This window comes from Geodermatophilus sp. SYSU D00758, assembly GCF_054049955.1.
In genome coordinates this window covers 71,571-91,463 of record NZ_JBJGYK010000007.1, presented here as the reverse complement: position 1 = coordinate 91,463, position 19,893 = coordinate 71,571, and the positions used below count along the sequence as shown (strand labels likewise).

General features: G+C 75.4%; 17 protein-coding genes. 5 read left to right on the top strand and 12 right to left on the bottom strand.

Features of this window, described 5'->3' with window-relative positions:
• Window positions 1-100: 100 nt before the first annotated feature.
• A complete protein-coding gene (locus ACI8AC_RS07180) occupies window positions 101-1,237 on the bottom strand; it encodes a glutathione-independent formaldehyde dehydrogenase (RefSeq protein ID WP_456896600.1) in 1,137 nt (378 codons plus the stop codon).
• Window positions 1,238-1,469: 232 nt separating this feature from the next.
• Entirely contained in the window at window positions 1,470-2,873 is a 1,404-nt protein-coding gene (locus tag ACI8AC_RS07175; RefSeq protein WP_456896598.1) for a glycine--tRNA ligase, read from the bottom strand.
• Between the two features lie 173 nt (window positions 2,874-3,046).
• Here ACI8AC_RS07175 and ACI8AC_RS07170 point away from each other — a divergent pair, with 173 nt between their 5' ends.
• The gene (locus ACI8AC_RS07170; protein WP_456896596.1) at window positions 3,047-4,396 is read left to right on the top strand and encodes a cation:proton antiporter; all 1,350 of its coding nucleotides are present in this window, start codon (window positions 3,047-3,049) and stop codon (window positions 4,394-4,396) included.
• Between the two features lie 97 nt (window positions 4,397-4,493).
• On the opposite strand, the gene ACI8AC_RS07165 is transcribed toward ACI8AC_RS07170, so the two are convergent.
• Window positions 4,494-4,778 (bottom strand): antibiotic biosynthesis monooxygenase, encoded by a 285-nt coding sequence (locus ACI8AC_RS07165; RefSeq protein ID WP_199522339.1) that lies wholly within the window; start codon window positions 4,776-4,778, stop codon window positions 4,494-4,496.
• Window positions 4,779-4,884: 106 nt separating this feature from the next.
• Window positions 4,885-5,736: a hypothetical protein gene (locus ACI8AC_RS07160; RefSeq protein WP_456896594.1), complete on the bottom strand. Its 852-nt coding sequence runs from the start codon at window positions 5,734-5,736 to the stop codon at window positions 4,885-4,887.
• 295 nt (window positions 5,737-6,031) lie between these two features.
• Between ACI8AC_RS07160 and ACI8AC_RS07155 the strand changes: the two genes are divergently transcribed.
• Complete coding sequence (locus tag ACI8AC_RS07155) at window positions 6,032-7,891, top strand: serine/threonine-protein kinase (RefSeq protein WP_456896592.1); 1,860 nt, start codon at window positions 6,032-6,034, stop codon at window positions 7,889-7,891.
• Window positions 7,892-7,971: 80 nt separating this feature from the next.
• On the opposite strand, the gene ACI8AC_RS07150 is transcribed toward ACI8AC_RS07155, so the two are convergent.
• Window positions 7,972-8,805 (bottom strand): serine/threonine-protein kinase, encoded by an 834-nt coding sequence (locus tag ACI8AC_RS07150; protein ID WP_456896590.1) that lies wholly within the window; start codon window positions 8,803-8,805, stop codon window positions 7,972-7,974.
• 298 nt (window positions 8,806-9,103) lie between these two features.
• Here ACI8AC_RS07150 and ACI8AC_RS07145 point away from each other — a divergent pair, with 298 nt between their 5' ends.
• Complete coding sequence (locus ACI8AC_RS07145; RefSeq protein ID WP_456896589.1) at window positions 9,104-11,206, top strand: cation:proton antiporter; 2,103 nt, start codon at window positions 9,104-9,106, stop codon at window positions 11,204-11,206.
• A 12-nt stretch (window positions 11,207-11,218) separates the two neighbouring features.
• Here ACI8AC_RS07145 and ACI8AC_RS07140 read toward each other — a convergent pair whose 3' ends face one another.
• The 7 genes from ACI8AC_RS07140 to ACI8AC_RS07110 all read right to left on the bottom strand — a co-directional run bounded on the left by ACI8AC_RS07140 (window position 11,219) and on the right by ACI8AC_RS07110 (window position 17,646).
• Window positions 11,219-12,691 carry an FHA domain-containing protein gene (locus tag ACI8AC_RS07140; protein ID WP_456896587.1) on the bottom strand — a complete coding sequence of 491 codons (1,473 nt, stop codon included), beginning with the start codon at window positions 12,689-12,691 and terminating at the stop codon, window positions 11,219-11,221.
• Window positions 12,691-13,122, bottom strand: coding sequence for a hypothetical protein (locus tag ACI8AC_RS07135; protein ID WP_456896585.1), 432 nt, complete (start codon window positions 13,120-13,122; stop codon window positions 12,691-12,693). Before ACI8AC_RS07135 ends, ACI8AC_RS07140 begins: the two co-directional genes overlap by 1 nt.
• 36 nt (window positions 13,123-13,158) lie before the next feature.
• A complete protein-coding gene (locus ACI8AC_RS07130; protein WP_456896584.1) occupies window positions 13,159-14,706 on the bottom strand; it encodes a hypothetical protein in 1,548 nt (515 codons plus the stop codon).
• 212 nt (window positions 14,707-14,918) lie between these two features.
• Window positions 14,919-15,683, bottom strand: coding sequence for an isoprenyl transferase (locus ACI8AC_RS07125; protein WP_456896582.1), 765 nt, complete (start codon window positions 15,681-15,683; stop codon window positions 14,919-14,921).
• Complete coding sequence (gene recO, locus ACI8AC_RS07120) at window positions 15,673-16,464, bottom strand: DNA repair protein RecO (protein ID WP_456896580.1); 792 nt, start codon at window positions 16,462-16,464, stop codon at window positions 15,673-15,675. Before recO ends, ACI8AC_RS07125 begins: the two co-directional genes overlap by 11 nt.
• A complete protein-coding gene (gene era / locus ACI8AC_RS07115; RefSeq protein WP_456896578.1) occupies window positions 16,464-17,378 on the bottom strand; it encodes a GTPase Era in 915 nt (304 codons plus the stop codon). Before era ends, recO begins: the two co-directional genes overlap by 1 nt.
• Before the next feature lie 67 nt (window positions 17,379-17,445).
• The gene (locus tag ACI8AC_RS07110) at window positions 17,446-17,646 is read right to left on the bottom strand and encodes a hypothetical protein (protein ID WP_456896576.1); all 201 of its coding nucleotides are present in this window, start codon (window positions 17,644-17,646) and stop codon (window positions 17,446-17,448) included.
• 116 nt (window positions 17,647-17,762) lie between these two features.
• On the opposite strand from ACI8AC_RS07110, the gene ACI8AC_RS07105 reads away from it, so the two are divergent.
• Window positions 17,763-18,359: a hypothetical protein gene (locus ACI8AC_RS07105; RefSeq protein WP_456896574.1), complete on the top strand. Its 597-nt coding sequence runs from the start codon at window positions 17,763-17,765 to the stop codon at window positions 18,357-18,359.
• Window positions 18,360-18,483: 124 nt separating this feature from the next.
• A complete protein-coding gene (locus ACI8AC_RS07100) occupies window positions 18,484-19,893 on the top strand; it encodes a short-chain fatty acid transporter (RefSeq protein WP_456896572.1) in 1,410 nt (469 codons plus the stop codon).

Genomic DNA, 19,893 nt, shown 5'->3' with positions numbered 1-19,893 from the left:
TAGGCGGCGCGCGGGCGGGGCCCGAGCGGGCAGCTGCGGTCGCCTCCCGCGGCGTGTCAGGCCGTGTCGGCGACCACAGCTGCCCGCCCGTCGCCCGCCGTCACGCGGCCGGGTGCAGCACCACCTTGGTGTAGCCCTCGATCCGCTTGTCGAACTTCTCGTAGGCGTCGGGCGCCTGGTCCAGCGGCAGCTCGTGGCTGACGACGAACGACGGCGTCGCCCGGCCGGCGACGATCATGTCGCGCAGGTAGCGGTTGTACCGCTTGACGTTGGCCTGCCCGCAGCCCAGCGACAGCCCCTTCTCGAAGAAGGTGCCGAAGGACAGCAGCAGCTGCCCCTTGCGGGCGGCCTCGTCGGCCCCGCCCGGGTCGGCCGGCAGGTACAGCCCGGGGACGCCGAGCCGCCCGGTCGGGTTGACCAGCGCGATCAGCGACTCGAGGACGGCGTTGGCGTGCTCCTCGCCGCCCTCGCCGTGCGCCTGGTAGCCGACCGCGTCGATGCCCTTCTGCACGCCGTCGCCGTGCCGCATCTCCCGGATCTGCTCGACCGCGTCGGTCTGGCTGAAGTCGATCGGGACGCAGCCGATCTCCTCGGCCTTGGCCAGCCGCTCGGGCACCTTGTCGACGACGTAGACCACGCTCGCGCCGCGCAGCAGGCTCGAGTAGGCCGCCATCAGGCCCACCGGCCCGGCGCCGAAGACCGCCACCGTGTCCCCGGGCCGGACCTCGGCCAGCTCGGCGCCGTGGTACCCGGTCGGGAAGATGTCGCTGAGCATGGCGAAGTCGGCCTCGTGCTCGTCGCCCTGCGGGAGCTCCAGGCAGTTGAAGTCGCCGAAGGGCACCCGCAGGTACTCGGCCTGGCCGCCCTTGTAGCCGCCCATGCTCACGTAGCCGTAGGCCCCGCCGGCGAACCCGGGGTTGACCGTCTGGCAGAAGCCGGTGAAGCCGCGCTCGCAGTTGAAGCAGAAACCGCAGCCGATGTTGAACGGGAGGTTCACCCGGTCGCCGGGCTTGACCTTGGCGACGCCGGGCCCGACCTCCTCGACGATCCCCTGGTTCTCGTGGCCGAACACGATGCCCGGCTCGGCCGAGGTGCGGCCCTCGTACATGTGCAGGTCCGACCCGCAGATGTTGGTGGAGGTGATCCGGACCAGGACGTCGGTCGGGTCCTCGATCCGGGCGTCCTCGACGTCCTCGACCGCGACCTCGAACGGACCCTTGTAGACGACTGCCTTCACGGGGGTCCCCTTCCCCGCGCGGGGACCGGACGGCGGCCTGGCCGCCCTGCGTCTCCCCCGCGCTCCCCTGTCCCCTGCCCGGGACGGGCGCGGCCGACACCCGCCCCGCGGGAGCCCACCTCCGAGGGCAGCACCTCCAGAGGCATAGGAAGCTGTTCTCCCGCATCCGGCCGCCGGACGGGTGAAGAGCTTCCTATGCCCCCACCTCCGCGTGCCCGCACCTCCACGGCGCTCAGCAGACGGGCAGGCGGGTCTTCAGGTAGGTCTCGACCTGGTCCAGGGCGATGCGCTCCTGGCTCATCGAGTCGCGCTCGCGCACGGTCACCGCCTGGTCCTCCAGGGTGTCGAAGTCGACGGTGAGGCAGAACGGCGTCCCGATCTCGTCCTGCCGGCGGTACCGGCGGCCGATGGCGCCGGCGTCGTCGAAGTCGACGTTCCAGCTCTGGCGCAGCCGCGCCGCGAGGTCGCGTGCCTTGGGCGAGAGGTCGGCGTTGCGCGACAGCGGGAGGACGGCGGCCTTCACCGGGGCCAGCCGCGGGTCCAGCCGCAGCAGCGTGCGGGTGTCGACCCCGCCCTTGGCGTTGGGGGCCTGGTCCTCGGTGTAGGCCTCGACGAGGAAGGCCATGAGCGAGCGGGTCAACCCGGCCGCCGGCTCGATGACGTACGGCGTCCAGCGGCTGTTGGTGGCCTGGTCGAAGTAGGTGAGGTCGGCGCCGGAGTGCTCCGAGTGGGTCTTGAGGTCGAAGTCGGTGCGGTTGGCGATGCCCTCGAGCTCGCCCCACTCCGAGCCGGTGAAGCCGAAGCGGTACTCGATGTCGACGGTGCGCGTCGAGTAGTGCGACAGCTTCTCCTTCGGGTGCTCGTAGTGCCGCAGGTTGTCCGGGTGGATGCCCAGGTCGGTGTACCAGCGGGTGCGCTCGTCGATCCAGTACTGGTGCCAGGTCTCGTCGGTGCCCGGCTCGACGAAGAACTCCATCTCCATCTGCTCGAACTCGCGGGTGCGGAAGATGAAGTTGCCCGGCGTGATCTCGTTGCGGAAGGACTTGCCGATCTGGCCGATGCCGAACGGCGGCTTCTTCCGGGCGGCCCCCATGACGTGGGCGAAGTTGACGAAGATGCCCTGCGCGGTCTCCGGGCGCAGGTAGTGCAGCCCCGACTCGTCCTCGACCGGGCCGAGGTAGGTCTTGAGCATCATGTTGAAGTCGCGCGGCTCGGTCCACGCGCCCTTCGTGCCGCAGTTCGGGCAGGTGATGTCGGCCAGCCCGTTCTCGGGGGCCCGGCCCTTCTTGGCCTCGAAGTCCTCCTCGAGGTGGTCGGCGCGGAACCGCTTGTGGCAGTTCTGGCACTCGGTGAGCGGGTCGGTGAAGACGCCGACGTGCCCGGAGGCCACCCACGTCTGCCGCGGCAGGATCACCGAGGAGTCCAGGCCGACGATGTCGTCCCGGCCCTGGACGACGGTCCGCCACCACTGCCGCTTGATGTTCTCCTTGAGCTCGACGCCCAGCGGGCCGTAGTCCCAGGCCGAGCGGGTGCCGCCGTAGATCTCCCCGGACGGGAAGACGAAGCCCCGTCGCTTGCAGAGGTTGACCACCTTGTCGAGGCGGGCGGGGTCGTGCGGGGCGGTGCGGGGGTCCACGGGCGGGGGCTCCATCCGGCTGGCGGTCGGCGGCTGACCGGTCCACGGTAGTCGGCCCGCGCGGCCGCGCCCCGGCGCCCGGCGAGAACCCGCACGCAGAACCGGTGACGCCGGTCGGGGGCGTGGGCCACAATGCGCCGCCCTCCTCCCCGCCCGCCCCCCGGAGACCCGCCATGCCCGTTCCCTCCCTGCCCGGGGACCAGGTGGTCGCCTTCGTCCTCCTGGACGTCGCGATCATCCTCGTCGTCGCCCGGCTCGTCGGCGCCCTCGCCCTCCGGGTCGGCCAGCCACGCGTGGTCGGGGAGATCCTCGCCGGCGTCCTGCTCGGGCCCTCGCTGCTGGGCGCGAGCGTCTTCCGGTGGGACGAGCCGTGGGCGTTCCTCGCCTGCGACCGGTCCCTGGCCGAGGGCGTCGCCCCCAGCATCACGTCCTGCTTCTTCCCGGCCCAGGCGCAGAGCGGGCTGAACCTGCTGGGCCAGCTCGCGCTGATCCTCTTCATGTTCCTGGTCGGGCTGGAGCTGGACACCGACCGGCTCAGGGGCCGCTACGCCGGCATCGCCACCGTGGCGGTCGGTGTGGTCGCCATCCCGGTGGCCGCCGCGTTCCTGCTCACCCCGGTGCTCTTCGACGAGAAGTTCCTGGGCGCCGGCGACCCGACGCGGCTCGGTTTCACCCTCATGGTCGGCGCGATGCTCGCGGTGACCGCCTTCCCGGTGGCCGCCCGCATCCTGCAGGAGAAGGGCCTGGCCGCCACCCCGCTCGGCGTCACGGGCATCGCCGCCGCCGCCGCGGTCACCGTCCTCATGTTCCTGGCCGTCGGCGTGGCCCGCGGGGTCGCCGCCGGCGAGCCCGGCACGACGCACCTGTGGCGGTTGGTCGGCACGCTGGTCTACCTCGCGGTCATGTGGTTCGCCGTGCGCCCGCTCATGGCCCGCCTGCTCTCCGGCACCTCGGCCGACCGGCCGCTGGAGGGCACCCAGCTGGCCGCCGTCCTGGTGCTGGTGCTCGCCTCGGCGTACGCCGCCGACCGGATCGGCGTCCACGTCATCGTGGGCGGGTTCGTCGCCGGCCTGGTGCTGCCTCGGCACCCGGTGCTCACCGGGGCCCTGGTGTCGAAGCTCTCCGACGTGGCGGTGGTCTTCCTGCTGCCGGTCTTCCTGGCCTACAGCGGGCTGCGCACCGACTTCACCACGCTGACCTGGGCGGTGGTCCCCGGCATCGCGCTGTTCGTCGTGGTCGCGGTCGCCGCCAAGTGGGGCGGCGGCCTGGTCAGCGGCCGGCTGGGCGGGCTGAGCTGGGCGGAGAGCAACGCACTGGGCATCCTGATGAACTGCCGCGGGCTGCTGGTCCTGGTCGTGGCACTGGTCGCGCTCAACGCCGGGGTGATCAGCCCGCAGATGCAGGCCGGGGTGGTCGTCATGGCCCTGGTGACGACGGCGATGACCGGCCCGCTGGTCGACCGCTTCCTCGGCCGCCCCGCGCCGGCGGCCCCCGTGGAGAACAAGGTGCTCGAGGCGGACTGACCCCCAGGAGCGAGGCGCCGGCCCGGGTCACCCGGACCGGCGCCTCGCCGCGTCCTGCCCGGGCCGGGTGCGACCGGGAGCCGGCCCGGCGGGTGGGTCAGGCGCCGGCGTCCTCGACGAACGTGCCCGGCTCGTCGAGGGCGCGGACCCACACCGGCGCGCCGGCCACCTTGACCTCGGCGGCGGAGAGCGCCCGCCGGTAGGCGCCGACCCCCTCCCAGCGGGTGAGCAGCGCCCACAGGGTGGGGTCGTCCGCGGCCCGGCCCACGCGCCCGTCCCGGAACCCCGGACGGCCGGCGAGGGCGGCCAGCAGCGCGGCCACGTCGGCGGCGACCGCCCCGGCGTCCGCCTCGGGCACCCGCAACCTGGTCACCGCGAACACGGCGGCCATCGTGCCAGCCCGGCAGCCGGGCCCGCGGGCACGGCGACGGCCGGCCCCGGGCGGGTGCCCGGGACCGGCCGTGGGGTGCGGTCGGCGGGTGCCGTCGTCAGGCGAAGTTGCAGACCAGCAGCCGGGAGTCCACCCAGACCTCCACGGACTGGGTGCTGCCGCTGTCCAGCTGGAGGTCGAAGGTGACGACGTCGACGGCGTTGGCCGCGTCGTACCGCACCTCGACCGCGTTGCCGTCGACGATGGTCGCACCGCCCAGCGTCGCGGTGACGAAGAAGCCGACCAGGTAGTCCTGCGGCGTGAGGTCGGTGCCGGCCGCCCCGTCGGCGGCGGCCTGCTGCAGCTCCGGGCAGGTCAGCGCCCACACCGCCGCCGGGTCGATGCTGGCCATCCCGACCATCCAGTCGAAGGCCAGCTGGACCGAGCCCGGGAACTGCTCGGTGCTGCCGTCGCCGCTGGGCACCTGCGGGGTCGTCTCGGTCATGCCGCCGCCGGTGTCGGTGCCGCCGCCCGGGGAGCTGCCCGCACCGCCGGGGATGCTGACCGGGCCGGACATGTCCATGTCCATCGCCGGGGCCTGCGACGAGGTCGGGGCGCTGGTGCTGGTCGTCGCCGGGGCCGCGGTCGTCGCCCCCCCGCCGTCGTCGTCCCGCAGCAGGAAGAAGCCCCCGACGCCGGCGGCGACCAGGACCACCACGAGCGCGGCGACCACCCACGGCAGGGCGCTGCCCTTCTTCGGCGGCCCGCCGTACCCGCCGGGGCCGCCCGGGCCGAAGGCACCGGGGCCGAACGGCCCGCCGGGGCCGGCCTGCTGGCCGTAGGGGCCGGCCTGGCCGTACGGGCCGGGCTGGCCGTACGGGCCGGGCTGGCCGTACGGGCCGGGCTGGGCGTACGGGCCGGGCTGGGCGTAGGCGCCGGGCTGCCCGTAGGGGCCTGGAGGCTGGCTCATCGTGCTTCTCCCGTTCGGGCGGAGGGTGCGCGGGCGGCGCGCGGGCCCCCTGGCAGCGACCGGGGCGGGCCCGGAGCGAGAGCAAGGTAGAGGTGCACCGGCGATCCGCCTACCGCTTCCAGCGCGACGGTCGATCACGGCTGGGTCACGGCACTGCGCACCGGCCACCGGAAGCCGGACCGGCCGCGCGCGGGGCGCTGGTCGGGGCCCGGTGGCGTCCCTACACTCCCTCGACGCCGTCCGGGCGCCTGCCCGGACGAGCACCCGCCCAGCGGGGGGAACGGAAAGGCCAGCGGTGGAATTGGAACAGTTCGGCGCCTATCGCATCGAGGCGCTGCTCGGGCGCGGCGGCATGGGAGAGGTGTACCGCGCCTACGACACCGAGCACGACCGGGTGGTCGCGCTCAAGGTCCTCTCCTCTCACCTGGCCGCCGACGCCGGCTACCGGGAGCGCTTCCGCCGGGAGGCCCACCTGGCGGCCCGGCTCAACGAGCCGCACATCGTGCCGATCCACCGCTACGGCGAGATCGACGGGCGGCTGTTCCTCGACATGCGGCTGGTGCCCGGCCGCGACGTCGCCGCCGTCCTCGCCGAGGAGGGCGCGATGACGCCCGCGCGGGCCGTGTCGATCATCGGCCAGACCGCGCGGGCGCTGGACTCGGCGCACGCCGACGGGCTGGTGCACCGCGACGTCAAGCCCTCGAACATCATCGTCACCGGCAGCGGGGACGACGAGTTCGTCTACCTGGTCGACTTCGGCATCGCCCGCTCGACCGCCGACGCGCAGGGCCCGGCACTGACCCAGACCGGCGCCGCGCTCGGCTCGTTCGACTACATGGCGCCCGAGCGCTTCCTCGAGCAGCCGATCGACCGCCGGGTCGACGTCTACGCCCTGGCCTGCGTGCTCTTCGAGTGCCTGACCGCCCAGCGGCCGTTCGCCGGCGACGGCCTGGCCACGCTCATGTTCGCCCACCTCAACACCGAGCCGCCCGCGGTCTCCTCGGTGCGCCCCGGTCTGCCGTTCGCGCTGGACGACGTGATCCGCCGGGGCCTGGCCAAGGATCCCGCCGAGCGCTACGCCAGCTGCGGGGAGTTCGCCGCGGCCGCCCGGGCGGCGCTGAAGGAGTCCGGGGTCGAGGCGCGGCCGGTGCCGGCGGCGCCGCCGACCTCCATCACCCCGATGCCGTTCATCCCGCAGACGGTGGGCTTCTCGCAGCCGGGCGCGCCCGGGGGGCCGGCGGCCGGCTACCCGCAGCCGCTGGCGGGCACCGCCGCGGGCCTGGGTGCGGGCACCGCGACCGGGTACGGCGCACCGTCGACCCCGGGCACCGGCTACGGCCCGCCGTCCGCCTCCGGCGGCGGCTACGGCCCGCCGTCCGCCCCCGGCGGCGGCTACGGGCCGCCGTCCGCCCCCGGCGGCGGCTACGGGCCGCCGTCCAGCCCGGGCACCGGCTACGGCCCGCCGTCCAGCCCGGGCCCGCCCGGGTTCCCCCCGGCCGCACCGACCCCCGGCCGCGGGGGCAGGAGCCGGCTGCCGCTCGTCCTGGGCGCCGCCGCGGTGGTGGTCGTCCTCGTGGTCGTCGGCGTCATCGCGCTGACCCGGGGCGGTGGCACCCCGACACCGCCGGTGGCCAGCGACGCGACCACCGCGCCGGTCACCACCGAGCCGACACCCGAGCCGACCCCCGAGCCGGACCCGGAGGCGGACCTGCGGGCGATCATCCCGCTGGGCTTCGACGGCGCCGGCTGCCGCACCGGCGACCCGTCCAACGACGGCGAGCTCGCGGTGCTCGACTGCGGGCCCTCGACCGCGCAGCCGGGCCCGGAGGACTCCTCGTTCTACCTGTACCCGGACGCGGAGACGCTCGACAGCGTCTTCCTGCGGGACGTGAACGGCAACGGGATCCCGCAGCTGCCCGCCGGGACCCTGTGCCCCGACGCCCAGGGGTACGGCTACTGGCAGGCCGACGGCGAGCAGGTCGGCCGGATCGCCTGCTACGTCGACGAGGAGACGCAGAACGCCTTCCTCATCTGGACCGAGGAGGAGTTCAACGCCGAGGCGATCGTGGCCATCGCCGGCGCCGGTCAGGAGGGGCTGGTGACCCTCATGGAGTGGTGGCGGCAGAACGCCAACAGCGACTTCGTCCGCCCCTGACCGGCGACCCGGTCGCGAGCGGCGAGGGCCCCGGTCCGGCAGCTGCCGGGCCGGGGCCCTCGCCGGCGTCGCGCTCCCGGTCAGGCGGGTGCGGCCGCCGCGAGCGCCTCGAGCCGCTGGGCCACCTGCTGGGCGGTCGCCGGGCGCTGCCCCACCGGGGCCAGGCAGTCGCGGACCAGGGCCTCCTCCTCGGGGGTCATCCCCGGGGCGACGGCCGGGCTGGCGGTCATCACCTTCCGGATGGCCAGCAGGGGCTCGCCGTCGGGCAGCTCCCCGTAGAGGCCGTTGCCGGTGAGCGAGCGGTGCAGCGTGGCCCCGATCGCGAACACCTCGGTGGCCCGCGAGGGCCGCTCGCCGCGCAGCAGCGCCGGGTCCAGGAACTCGACCGACGCCGCACCCGCCATGCCGGTGAGCGTGACCCCGGGGGTCAGGAACCGGGCCAGGCCGAGGTCGGAGAGCTTGCCCCCCTCCTCGGTGAGCAGGATGTTGGCCGGCTTGAGGTCACCGTGCGTCAGACCCGCCTCGTGCAGGGCGTGCAGGGCGTACGAGGCGTGCGCGATCGCCCGCAGCACCTCCCGGCGCCCCAGCGGCCGGGCGGGGGCGGCGAGGGAGCCCAGCGGGCAGTACTCCATCGCGTACAGGAAGCTGTCCTGCAGGACGGCGTCGTAGACGCGCACCAGGTAGGGGGAGCGCACCTGCGCGAAGGCGCGCAGCTCCCGCACCCCCCGCTCGTAGGCCTGCTCGCTGTGCGTGCCGCTGAAGACCTTCACCGCCACGTACTCGTCCGGCAGGCCCAGCCGCGCCGGCGGGCGCGCCAGGTAGAACCGGCCGTTGTTGCCCTCCCCCAGCACCCGGACCACCTGGTAGTCCGCGATGGCGGCAGGCGCCGGGCCCACCAGGCCGACGGCATCCATCGAATGTCCTCCTGGATCTCCTCCCCCGGCGCGTGCCGGGGCGCCGCGCGCGCGGCGGCGGCCCAGTGTGCAGAAGCGGGGCCCGTCCGGGAAGCCGTCGGCTCCCGGGCCCGCCCGCGCCGTCCGCGTCCGGGACGCCGGCCGCACCGCGCGCGCGGAACTGCCACGACCGGGGACCCGCCGTTACCATCCGCGCCCGGATCCGCCCTGCTGCGGGCGGTCCCCGGCCCCGAACGGGTCCGCCTCCCCACGCCCCCCGGGACCCGGCAGCACGGGCCCGGCTGCAGTCGGAGCACCGGTGGAACACAGCATCGCCGAGATCGTCGCCTACGTCTTCCTCGACCTGGCGGTGATCGTCCTGCTCGCCCGCCTGGTCGGCCGGCTCGCCGTCCGGGTCGGCCAGCCCGCCGTCATGGGCGAGATCATCGCCGGCATCCTGCTCGGCCCGACCCTGCTCGGCGCCCTGCCCGGCGACCTCGACACCCTGCTCTTCCCGCCCGACGTCCGGCCCTTCCTCGAGGTGCTGGCCCAGCTCGGCCTCGTGCTGTTCATGTTCCTCGTCGGCCTCGAGGTGGACCTGTCCTTCATCCGCGGCCGCGAGCGCATCGCCCTCTCGGTGTCGGTGGCCTCGATCGTGCTGCCGTTCACCCTCGGGTTCCTGCTGGCCACCGTGCTGCACGCGCGGCACGACGTGGTCGGCGGGGAGGCGGTCCCGCTGCTGTCCTTCGCGCTGTTCCTGGGCGTGGCGATGTCGATCACCGCGTTCCCGGTCCTCGCGCGGATCCTCGCCGAGCGGGGCATGCACCGGATCCCCACCGGCGTGCTCAGCCTGGCCTGCGCCGCGGTGGACGACGTCCTCGCCTGGGCGCTGCTGGCGATCGTGGTGGCCACGGTGGCGGCGACCTCGCTGGCCGGGGTCGCCCAGATCCTGGTGTTCTCCGCGGTCTTCGCCGTCGTCATGTTCGCCGTCGTCAAGCCGCTGCTGCGCCGCCTGGTGGCCGGGCACGAGCGGGCCGGGCGGCTGACCCCCGACATGCTGGCGCTGGTGCTCGTGGGCATCCTCGGCTGCGCGTGGGTCACCGAGGAGATCGGCATCCACTTCATCTTCGGGGCGTTCGTCTTCGGCGTCGTCATGCCGCGGCAGGGCGCCGCCGCGCTCACCCACGAGATCACCGACCGGCTCGAGCAGGTCAGCGTGCTGCTGCTCCTGCCCGTCTTCTTCGTCGTCACCGGGCTCAACGTCGACGTCGGCGCCATCGACGTGACCGGGCTCGGCGAGCTGGGGCTGATCCTGCTCGTCGCGATCGCCGGCAAGGCGGTGGGCGCCTTCGCCGCGGCCCGCGCGCAGCGGGTGCCGCGCCGGCAGGCGACCGCGCTCGGGGTGCTCATGAACACCCGCGGGCTCACCGAGCTGGTGATCCTCAACATCGGCGTGCAGCTCGGCGTCCTCGACGGCGAGATGTTCACCCTGCTGGTCATCATGGCCGTCGTCACCACGCTCATGACCTCGCCGCTGCTGCGGCTGGTCTACCCGCCGCGGGTGCTCGAGCGGGACATCGCGGCCGCCGAGCGGGCCGCCCTGGGCCTCGAGGAGGCCTACACGGTGCTCGTCGTGGTCGAGGAACCGGAGCGCGACGCGGCGCTGGTGCACCTCGCCTGCGACCTCGTCGGGCGGGAGGCCCCCGCGCAGGTGGTGCTGACCCGCGTGGTCCGGCGGTCCCGGCCCCGGCCGGAGGTGGCCAGCGGCCTGGGCGCCGACCTCGCGCTCATGGCCTCGGCCGGGGTCGAGCTGCGCGACCTGGCCCGCATCGTCGAGGCGCGCGGGATCCGGGCCTCGGTGGCCTCCCGGTTCGGCGACGACCCGTGGAGCGACGTGGCCGACGTGGCGGGCGCCGCGGCCGCCGACGTCGTGCTGGTCCGCAGCGGCTGGGGGCTGCCCGAGGGCGCGCCCGGGCCGGCCCCGGCGTGGCCGGCGCGGCCGGCCGGCACCGTGGTGACGGTGAGCGGCGAGCTCGGCGAGGCCGGGCTGGCGCCGTCCGGGCCGGTGTCGCTGGTGCAGGACGGCGGGCCCGACGGCCGGGCCGCGGTGCGGCTGGCCGCCCAGGCGGCGCTGGGCCGCGCGGTGCCGCTGCGGCTGCGGGCCGGCGGCGACGGGTGGCGGGCGGGCCGCCGGGCCGCGGGGGTCGCCGAGGGGCTGCGCCGCGCCGGCGTCCCCGTCCTGGACGAGGCGGGCGCCGGGGAGCAGCTGCCGGCGCTGGTGGTCGCGCCCGCCGGGGCGCCGGCCGGCGAGGAGGCCGACCTGCTCACCCCGGTGCTGCACGTGCACGCCGGGCAGGCCGACCGCGACCGGGACCTCGAGGAGACGCTGGCCGGCCTCACCGCCGGCCCGGCGGTCCCCTGACCTCCGGCCGGGTCAGTACCCGCCGTGCGGGGACTCGAAGGCGAAGCTCCGGCTGCCCATGCGCACCGCCATGCCGGGGGTGAGCTGCACCGGCTGGCCCGGCACGAGGGAGGACCAGGCCGGGGCGCCCCGGGCGGCGACCAGGGTGCCGTTCGCCGAGCCGGTGTCGACCAGGACGACGTCCCAGCCCTCGAGCCGGATCTCGGCGTGGTGGCGGCTCACCCCACCCGTGGGGTCGACCACCAGCAGCGGCCGGAACGCCCCGGCGCGGACCCGCTCGTCGGTCTCCGGCTCCCGGCCGAGCAGGTAGTCGGCGTCCAGGCTCACGGTCGCGCCGTCGTCGAACACCAGCAGGCCCAGCGGCGGCCGGACGCCGTCGGTGAGGACGCCGGTCTGCTGGGCCATCCGCACGCCGCACAGCGCGCAGAACTGCACCCGCGGGTCGTTGAGGTGCCCGCGCGAGCAGAGGAAGCCCTTCACCCGGGGGCGGCCGTCGTCGGGGTCCCGGGCCAGGGCCGCGGGCGGCTGCTCGCCGGAGACCACCGGCAGCGGGGCCCGCGGGGCCTCGGCCTCCTCGGGCGGCGGCGGGGCGAGCAGCGACACCGCCCGGGCCGGCGGCGGCAGCTCCACCGGCGGCTCGGGGACGGCGGGCGCGACCGGGGTCCCGTGCCCGTGGTGGGGGCCGGCGTCCGCGTGCGGTGCGACCGGCGCTGCGCCGGTGCCCGGTGTGCCGGGTGCTCCCCCGCGGCCCGGCTTGCGCAGCGACCGCGGCGGCGGGACGGCGGCGGGGGCCGCCGGGACCGCGCCGGGCGCGGGGAGCCGGACCGCCGTGGTGGCCGGCGGGGCGTCCGCGGCGGCCGGCCGCCCGGGGGCCGGGGCCGGCGAGAGGACGGCGGCCGCGCCGGGCACCGCGCCCGCCTCGAGGTCGGCCAGCGGGTGCGGGGCGGTGCCGATCGGGGCCCCCGCCGACAGGCGCAGCGCCGCCGGCGGCCAGTCGACCAGCCGGGCGAGGAACGCGGTGCCGTCGGGCAGCCGCTCGCCGTCGGCGGGGGTCAGCCGCAGCCCCAGGTCGGGCACCTCGGCCACGCCCCGGCCGACCAGGCCGACGGCCAGCCCCTCCTCGGTGGCCGCGGCCACCGCGAACGACGGCAGGTCGCGGGCCGAGGACAGCCAGGCCCGGACCTCGTCGTGCAGCCGCCGGCCGGGGGCGCGGGAGCCGGCCGCCGACACCGCGCGGCACAGGTCGACCAGCTCACCGACCCGCTGGTGCCCCACCGGGGCCGCCGGCGGCGCGGCGACCGGGGGCGCGCCCCAGCCGCCGAGCCGGTGCGCCGACGAGGGGGCCGGCGCACCGGTGGTCCGCACGGAGACCACCAGCACGATGCCGGGCATCCGGACGACCAGGTCGTCCCCGGGGGCGACGGCCACCGCCACCTGGTCGAACGGCGGGACGGTGCCCGCCCCGAGCGGTGGGGGGACCGCCATCAGACGAACCTCCCGCCCCGGTTGCGCCAGTGCACGAAGGGCACCCGCAGGGGGCCGTTGGCGACGAGGAAGACCAGCAGCCACGTGCTGGTGAAGAGGATGACGTAGGCCGGCCCGGCCATGCTGTCGACCCAGGTGGCGCCGCCGGCCAGCAGGAACCAGACCAGCAGCCCCTCGGGGATGCCGGTGACGAGGGTGAAGAGGGTCGGCCAGTCCTTCTCCCACCGGAACTGCTGCAGCCCGTGGTAGACGAGCTCCCAGAGCACGCCCAGCACGGTGACGAGGAGCAGCACCGAGAAGGTGGCCCCGTAGGAGGCGCCCAGCGGGGCGCCGGTGGGCAGCAGCGGGGTGAGCACGAGCGTCCACAGGACGCCGACGGTGGCCAGCAGGGCGACCCGGGTCTGGATGCGGCCGTTGAGGGTGGGGATCACGGGATCTCTCTCGCGGAGGACGTCGGGGGAGGGGCGTCAGATGGTGGTGTTGCGGACCCACTTCCACCACTGGCTGGTGGACCGCCCCGGGGTGAGCTTCTGGCCGAACCCCTGGGCCACGAGGTCGTCGGTGATCTCCTGCGCGGCCACGAGCAGGCCGAGGAAGCTGTCCACGCCGGCGAAGTAGCCGCCGAGCGTGGCGCTGCCCGAGGCGTAGACCTTGCCGCCGTTGCGGGTGCCGGTGACCTCGAACTCGCGCCCGACGTCGAGCCGGCCGAGCGGGTTGCGCTGGGCGTTGGAGTGGTCGAGCAGGTCGGCCAGCAGCCGGTGCTCGCGGATGTCGGCCTCCAGGCCGGTGCAGTCGACGACGACGTCGAAGGTGCCCACCTGCGGGCCCTGGTCGCTGGAGACGGAGACCTCGACCAGGTCACCGACGGGGCGCATGCCCTCGATCCGGCCGACGACCACGCGGTACCAGCCCTGCTGCCGCCCGCGGGCCAGCTGCTCCTGCCAGTCCTTGCGCACCGGGGTGTTGGTGCCGCCCATGTCCTTGTAGATCCGGGCGCGGTCCTCGCCCTCGAGCCGGGACATGCGGGCGCGCAGCTGGCCGCCCCACGTCGACTTCGGCCAGTTGAAGCCCTGGTAGGCCCAGCCGTCGGCCCCCTTGCGGCGCATGAAGAGGCTCGGCCCGTGCGGCTTGTCCACGTAGGTCCGGAACAGGTGCACGATCTGGGTGTTCAGGCCCCGCCGGTCGCGGTCGTCGATGAGCCGCTGCAGCACGCGGGAGGCGACGATGCCGCCGCCGCGGACCAGCACCGTGCCGGGGCGCAGGGCCAGCCGCTCGTAGACGTGCTCGTGCGGCTCGTAGGCGTTGACCACCCTGCTGTAGTCGTCGTGCTCGGCCCGGTACCGCTGCAGGTCGGGCAGGAAGCGCAGGCCGGGGTAGCCGACGGCGAGGTGCACGAACCGGCTGCGGTAGGCGATCCGCCGGGTGGGCGTGGCGCCCTCCGGTGGGGTGAGGACGGTGAAGTAGCCGCCGCCGACGCGCCGGCGGGTCATGCGGACCTGCCCGGGGACGACCATCTCCGGCCAGCGGATCCGGTGCATCTCCTTCTCCATCGACTCGAAGACCATCCCGGCCTTCGGCGTGTAGTAGTCGGCGAACACCGGCTCGACGAGCACGTTCCACGCCATCCTCAGGTTGCCCTGCAGCGCCTCGCGGATGGCGTAGCCGGGGAAGCCCCAGATGTTGTCCGGGGTGCCGGAGGAGTCCGAGCGGAGCCGCTCGCCGCGCGGGATCTGGGAGACCGTCGTCAGGTACTCGTAGCTCTCCCACGGGGTGCGCAGCGGCGTCAGGACGCGGATGGCGTCGGTGGGGACGCCGCAGATCCGCAGGTAGTCGACGAGCACGAACGACCCGACGCCACCACCGACGGTGACGAGGGGGACGTCGATGACCGGGATGCCGGCCTCGGCGACCATCTCGTCGGTCCACAGGTCGGTGGCGACCAGGGCGTCGGTGAGGTCGCCGGGCAGCGGCGGCCGGTTCTGGGCATGCGCGGGCGCGGCGGTGCTCTCGCTCACGGTGGGGGTCCGTCCTCTCACGGGGAGCCGCCACTGTCGGGCCGGCGCGCAGAGCTGTCAACGCACCTGCGCGCCGTGCCCGGGAAGCCCTGCCCGAGAAGCGTTGCGGCCGGTGCGGGGTGGGACACCGGAGGATGCGGCCCGGCCCCGTCCCAGAGGCGCGCCGCGAGCCTGGGAGGGGCGAGGAGGACGGGGTCCTTCCGGGGGTCCTGCTAGGCCTTCCCGAAGCGGCGCTGGCGCGACGCGTACTCCTCGCAGGCGGCCCACAGGTGCCGGCGGTCGAAGTCGGGCCAGAGCGTGTCGAGGAAGACCAGCTCGGCGTAGGCGGCCTGCCAGAGCAGGAAGTTGCTGGTGCGGTTCTCCCCGGAGCTGCGCACGAACAGGTCGACGTCGGGCATGTCCGGCTCGTCGAGGAACCGGGCCACGGTGCGCTCGTCGACCTTGTCCGGGCGCAGCCGGCCGGCGGCCACCTCCCGCGCGATGGCCGCGGCGGCGTCGGCGATCTCGGCGCGCCCGCCGTAGTTGACGCACATCGTCAGGGTCAGGACGTCGTTGTCCCGGGTCAGCTCCTCGGCGACCTCCAGCTCGCGGATCACCGAACGCCACAGCCGCGGACGCCGGCCGGCCCAGCGCACCCGCACGCCCAGCTCGTGCATCTCGTCGCGGCGGCGGCGGATGACGTCGCGGTTGAAGCCCATGAGGAAGCGGACCTCCTCCGGGCTGCGCCGCCAGTTCTCCGTGGAGAACGCGTACGCCGACAGGGCCCGGACGCCGAGCTCGATCGCGCCCTCGACGCAGTCGAACAGCGAGGACTCCCCCGCCTCGTGGCCCGCGGTGCGGGGCAGCCCGCGCTGCTGCGCCCAGCGGCCGTTGCCGTCCATGACGATCGCCACGTGCCGGGGCACCCGGTCGGCGGGGATGTCCGGCGGCCGGGCGCCGGAGGGGTGCGGGGACGGGGCCTTCACCTCACGCCTCACGCAGCAGGCCCGCCTCCCGGCCCGCGGCCACCGGCTCGGAGCGGTCGACTAGGGGCAGGGAGCGCAGCCCGCGCTCCAGGTGCCACTGCAGGAGGGCGGCGACCAGGCCGCTGCCCTCCCGGCGGGTGCCGCCCTGGCTGGCCTCGGCGGTGTCCCAGTCGCCGGACAGCAGTGCCTCCAGGTGCTCGATGGTGACCGGGTTCGGCGTGGCCGAGCCCGCGGGCCGGCACGGCGGGCAGATGGTGCCACCGGCCGGTACGGAGAAGTGGCGGTGCGGGCCGGCCTCGCCGCAGCGGGCGCAGTCGCCGAGCGCGGGCTCCCACCCCGCGACCGACATGGCGCGCAGCAGGAAGGCGTCGAGCACGAGCCCGGCGGGGTGCGTCCGCCCGGCCAGGGCGCGCAGCGCGCCGACGACGAGCAGGAACAACCGCAGCGAGGGCTCCCGCTCCTCCGCGGTGAGCCGGTCGGCGGTCTCGAGCACCGCGGTGCCGGCGGTGTACGCCGGGTAGTCGGTGACGATGGGCTGCCCGTAGGAGCGGATCGACTCGGCCTGGCTGACGATGTCGAGGTTCCGGCCGGTGTAGAGCTGCAGGTCGACGTGGCTGAACGGCTCCAGCCGGGCGCCGAACTTGCTCTTGGTCCGGCGCACCCCCTTGGCGACGGCGCGGACCTTGCCGTGCCGGCGGGTGAGCACGGTGACGATCCGGTCGGCCTCGCCCAGCTTCTGGGTGCGCAGGACGATCCCCTCGTCCCGGTAGAGGGACTTCGGCGTGCCGCTCATCAGTACCCGAGCCTGTTCAGCTTCTTCGGGTCGTCCTGCCACTCCCCCAGCACGGTCACGTGCAGGTCCAGGTGCACCCGGGCGCCGAGCAGCGCCTCCATGCCCTGCCGGGCCTCGGTGCCGATGGCGCGGATCACCTCACCGCCGCGGCCGAGCAGCATCGGCTTCTGGCTGGGCCGCTCGCAGTGCAGCAGGGCGTGCACCTCGACCAGCTCGCCGCCGGGCCGCTTGGGGTCGGGGCGGCGGGCGGTCTCCTCGATCGTCACCGCCAGCGAGTGCGGCACCTCCTGGCGCACCTTCTCCAGCGCCGCCTCGCGGACCAGCTCGGCCAGCTGCCGGTCGACGTCGGAGTCGGTGGCCTGCTCCTCCGGGTACAGCGGCGGGCCCTCGGGCAGCAGGCCCACCAGGATGTCCTCGAGCAGCTCGACCTGGTCGCCGGCGACCGCGCTGACCGGCACCACCTCGGCCGCCTCGACCAGGGCGCTGGCCGCCAGGAGCTGCTCGGCGACCTGCTGCCGGGACGCGGCGTCGGTCTTGGTCACGACCACCACCACCGGCGTGCGCAGCTCGCGCAGCTGCCGGGCGATGAACCGGTCGCCCGGGCCGACCGGCTGGTCGGCCGGGACGCAGAGCACGATCACGTCGACCTCGGCCAGCGTGTCGCGGACGACGTCGTTGAGCCGGCGGCCCAGGAGGCTCCTCGGCTTGTGCAGCCCCGGGGTGTCGACGAGCACCAGCTGCCCGCCGGGCCGGTGGACGACGCCGCGGATCGCGTGCCGGGTCGTCTGCGGCCGGTTGCTGACGATGCCGACCTTGGTGCCGACCAGCGCGTTGGTCAGCGTCGTCTTGCCGGCGTTGGGGCGCCCGACCAGGCAGGCGAAGCCGCTGCGGTACGGCTGGTCGGGGGCGGTCACGGCGCCAGTCTCCCACCGACGGCCGACAGGCCCGCGCGCCGGAGCCCCGCCGCGCGCGGCGCGGCGGTCAGGCGCCGGAGCCGCCGTGCCCGTGCCGGCGCAGCGCGTCGAGCCGGCTCAGCACCCGGGCGCCGGTCAGGACGTCGGTGACCAGGCGGTGCAGGACCTCGGACCACGAGGCCGCCGCCGGGCGGGACGGTCCGGCCGCGGGACGACCGAGCTCCTGGAGGACGAGCAGGCAGAGGAGCAGGAAGAGCAACGTCGTCACGCCTCCACCATCGGCAGTCCGGCCCGCCGGCGACAGGGGCAGGACGGACGCGGTGCGCAAGGGACCTGCCACCGGGGGGCCGGGGGCGGCCGCGGGCGGTTGAGAGGATGCCCGGCATGGCGGGACGGCGACGGCGGACCCCGGACGAGCCCCTCCCGGTCCGGGCCCTGCGCGAGCGGGAGCGGCACGCCGTCCAGGTCGCCGGGTACGGGTTCTTCCCCGGCCGGGGCCCGCGGCGGTCGGCCACCGTCGTCCCGGCGCCGCTGGCCTACTGGCAGCACGACCCGCCGCGGGCCTGGGTGGTCCTCTCGGCCGCCGCCTTCGTCGCGGCGTGGCTCGGCCTGTTCGCGTGGACCGGCGGGGTGCCGGCGGCCGTGGGGGAACTGCCGCTGGCGCTGCTGGTCGGCGCGGCGGTGATCGGCCTGTCGACGTCCCGGCTGACGGTCTCCGACGCCGGGTTCTCCGTGGACGTGGCCGGGCTGCGGCGCACGGCGGCCCTGCACGTGGTGCCGCGCAGCCTGGTCCGCGAGGTGCGCCGCGGCGCGCCGCCGGAGGGCTGGCCGCGGGCCCGGCGGCGGGGCGGCCGGTGGCCGGGGCGGGCGCGGGTCGCCGTCCGCCACCTGACCGCCGACGGGTCGGGCGAGCAGGCGACGGTGCTGTGGCTGCGCGACCCGGAGGCCTTCGCCGCGGCGCTGGGGCAGCCGCTGCGCTGAGCACCCGGGCCCGGCACGCGGCCGGCCCCGGGCGGTGCCACGATGCTGGCTGCGTCGGCCGTCGGCCGCGCCTCGCGGCCGGCGGGCCCGCCGGCGCGGGTCCGGCGACCGCAGGAGGCGGTACATGACCAGGACCGACCACGGCAGCACCCCCGGCGGCGGCCCACGGGGGTCCGCCGGCCGCTCCTCCGGGCTGGCCGCGGTGATGCGGCCGGTCAACTCCGTGGTGGAGCGCTACATCCCCAGCGCACTGGTCTTCGCCATCGTGCTGACCTTCGTCGTCGCGCTGCTGGCCCTGCTGCTCACCGACTCGGGGCCGCGCGAGGTGGTGGTCGCGTGGGGCGACGGGCTGGCGGGCCTGCTGGCCTTCATCACCCAGATGGCGCTGATCCTGCTGCTCGGGCACACCCTGGCCAACACCGGCCCGGTGCGGCGCCTGCTGGTCCGGCTCGGCGGGGTCCCGCGCTCGGCGCGCACCGCCTACGTCTACGTCTTCGTCGTCGCCGCGCTCGCCTCGCTGATCACCTGGGGCCTGGGCCTGGTGGTGGGCGCGCTGCTGGCCAAGGAGGTCGCCGAGCAGGGCCGGGAGCGGGGGTTGCGGCTGCACTTCCCGCTGCTGGTGGCCGCGGGCTACTCCGGCTACGTCATCTGGCACATGGGCTACTCGGGGTCCGGGCCGCTCACCGCGGCGACCGAGGACTCCTTCCTCGCCGAGCAGCTGGGCGGCACCCTGCCGGTCACCGAGACCACCTTCACCTGGTGGAACCTGACGGCCGCCGCGGTGACCATCGTCGTGGTCGGGCTGGCGCTCGGCTGGGCGGCCCCCAAGCCCGGGGACCCCGTCGTCCCCCTGCCCGCGGGCGCCGAGTACGGCGCCGCGCCCGACGCCGAGGACCAGGTCGTCACCCCCGCCGACCGGGTCGACGCCAGCCGGGTGCCCACCCTGCTCACCGGCCTCGCGCTGAGCGCCTACCTGGTCCTGCACTACGTCGACGGCGGCACCCCGACCCTCGACATCGTCAACTGGACCTTCCTCGCGCTCATCCTGCTGCTGGTGCGCAGCCCGTTCGAGCTGATCGCGCTGGTCAAGAACGCGGCGTCCAACGTCGGGGAGATCCTGCTGCAGTTCCCGCTCTACGCCGGGATCCTCGGCATCATGACGGCCACCGGCCTGATCACGGTGCTGTCCGACGCCTTCGTCGGCATCGCCAGCCCGGCCACCTTCGGGCTGCTGACCTTCCTCGCGGCGGGCCTGGTCAACTTCTTCGTGCCCTCGGGCGGTGGGCAGTTCGCCGTCCAGGGCCCGATCGTGCTCGACGCCGCCGAGCGGCTGGGCGTGGACCCGGCGGTGGCGATCATGGCCGTGGCCTACGGGGACCAGTGGACCAACATGATCCAGCCGTTCTGGGCGCTGCCGGTGCTGGCGATCGCCGGGCTGAAGATGCGCGACATCCTCGGCTACACGACCGTGACGCTGGTGGCCAGCGGCCTGGTGTTCGGCGGCACCATGCTGCTGCTGGGGCTGACCGCCTGA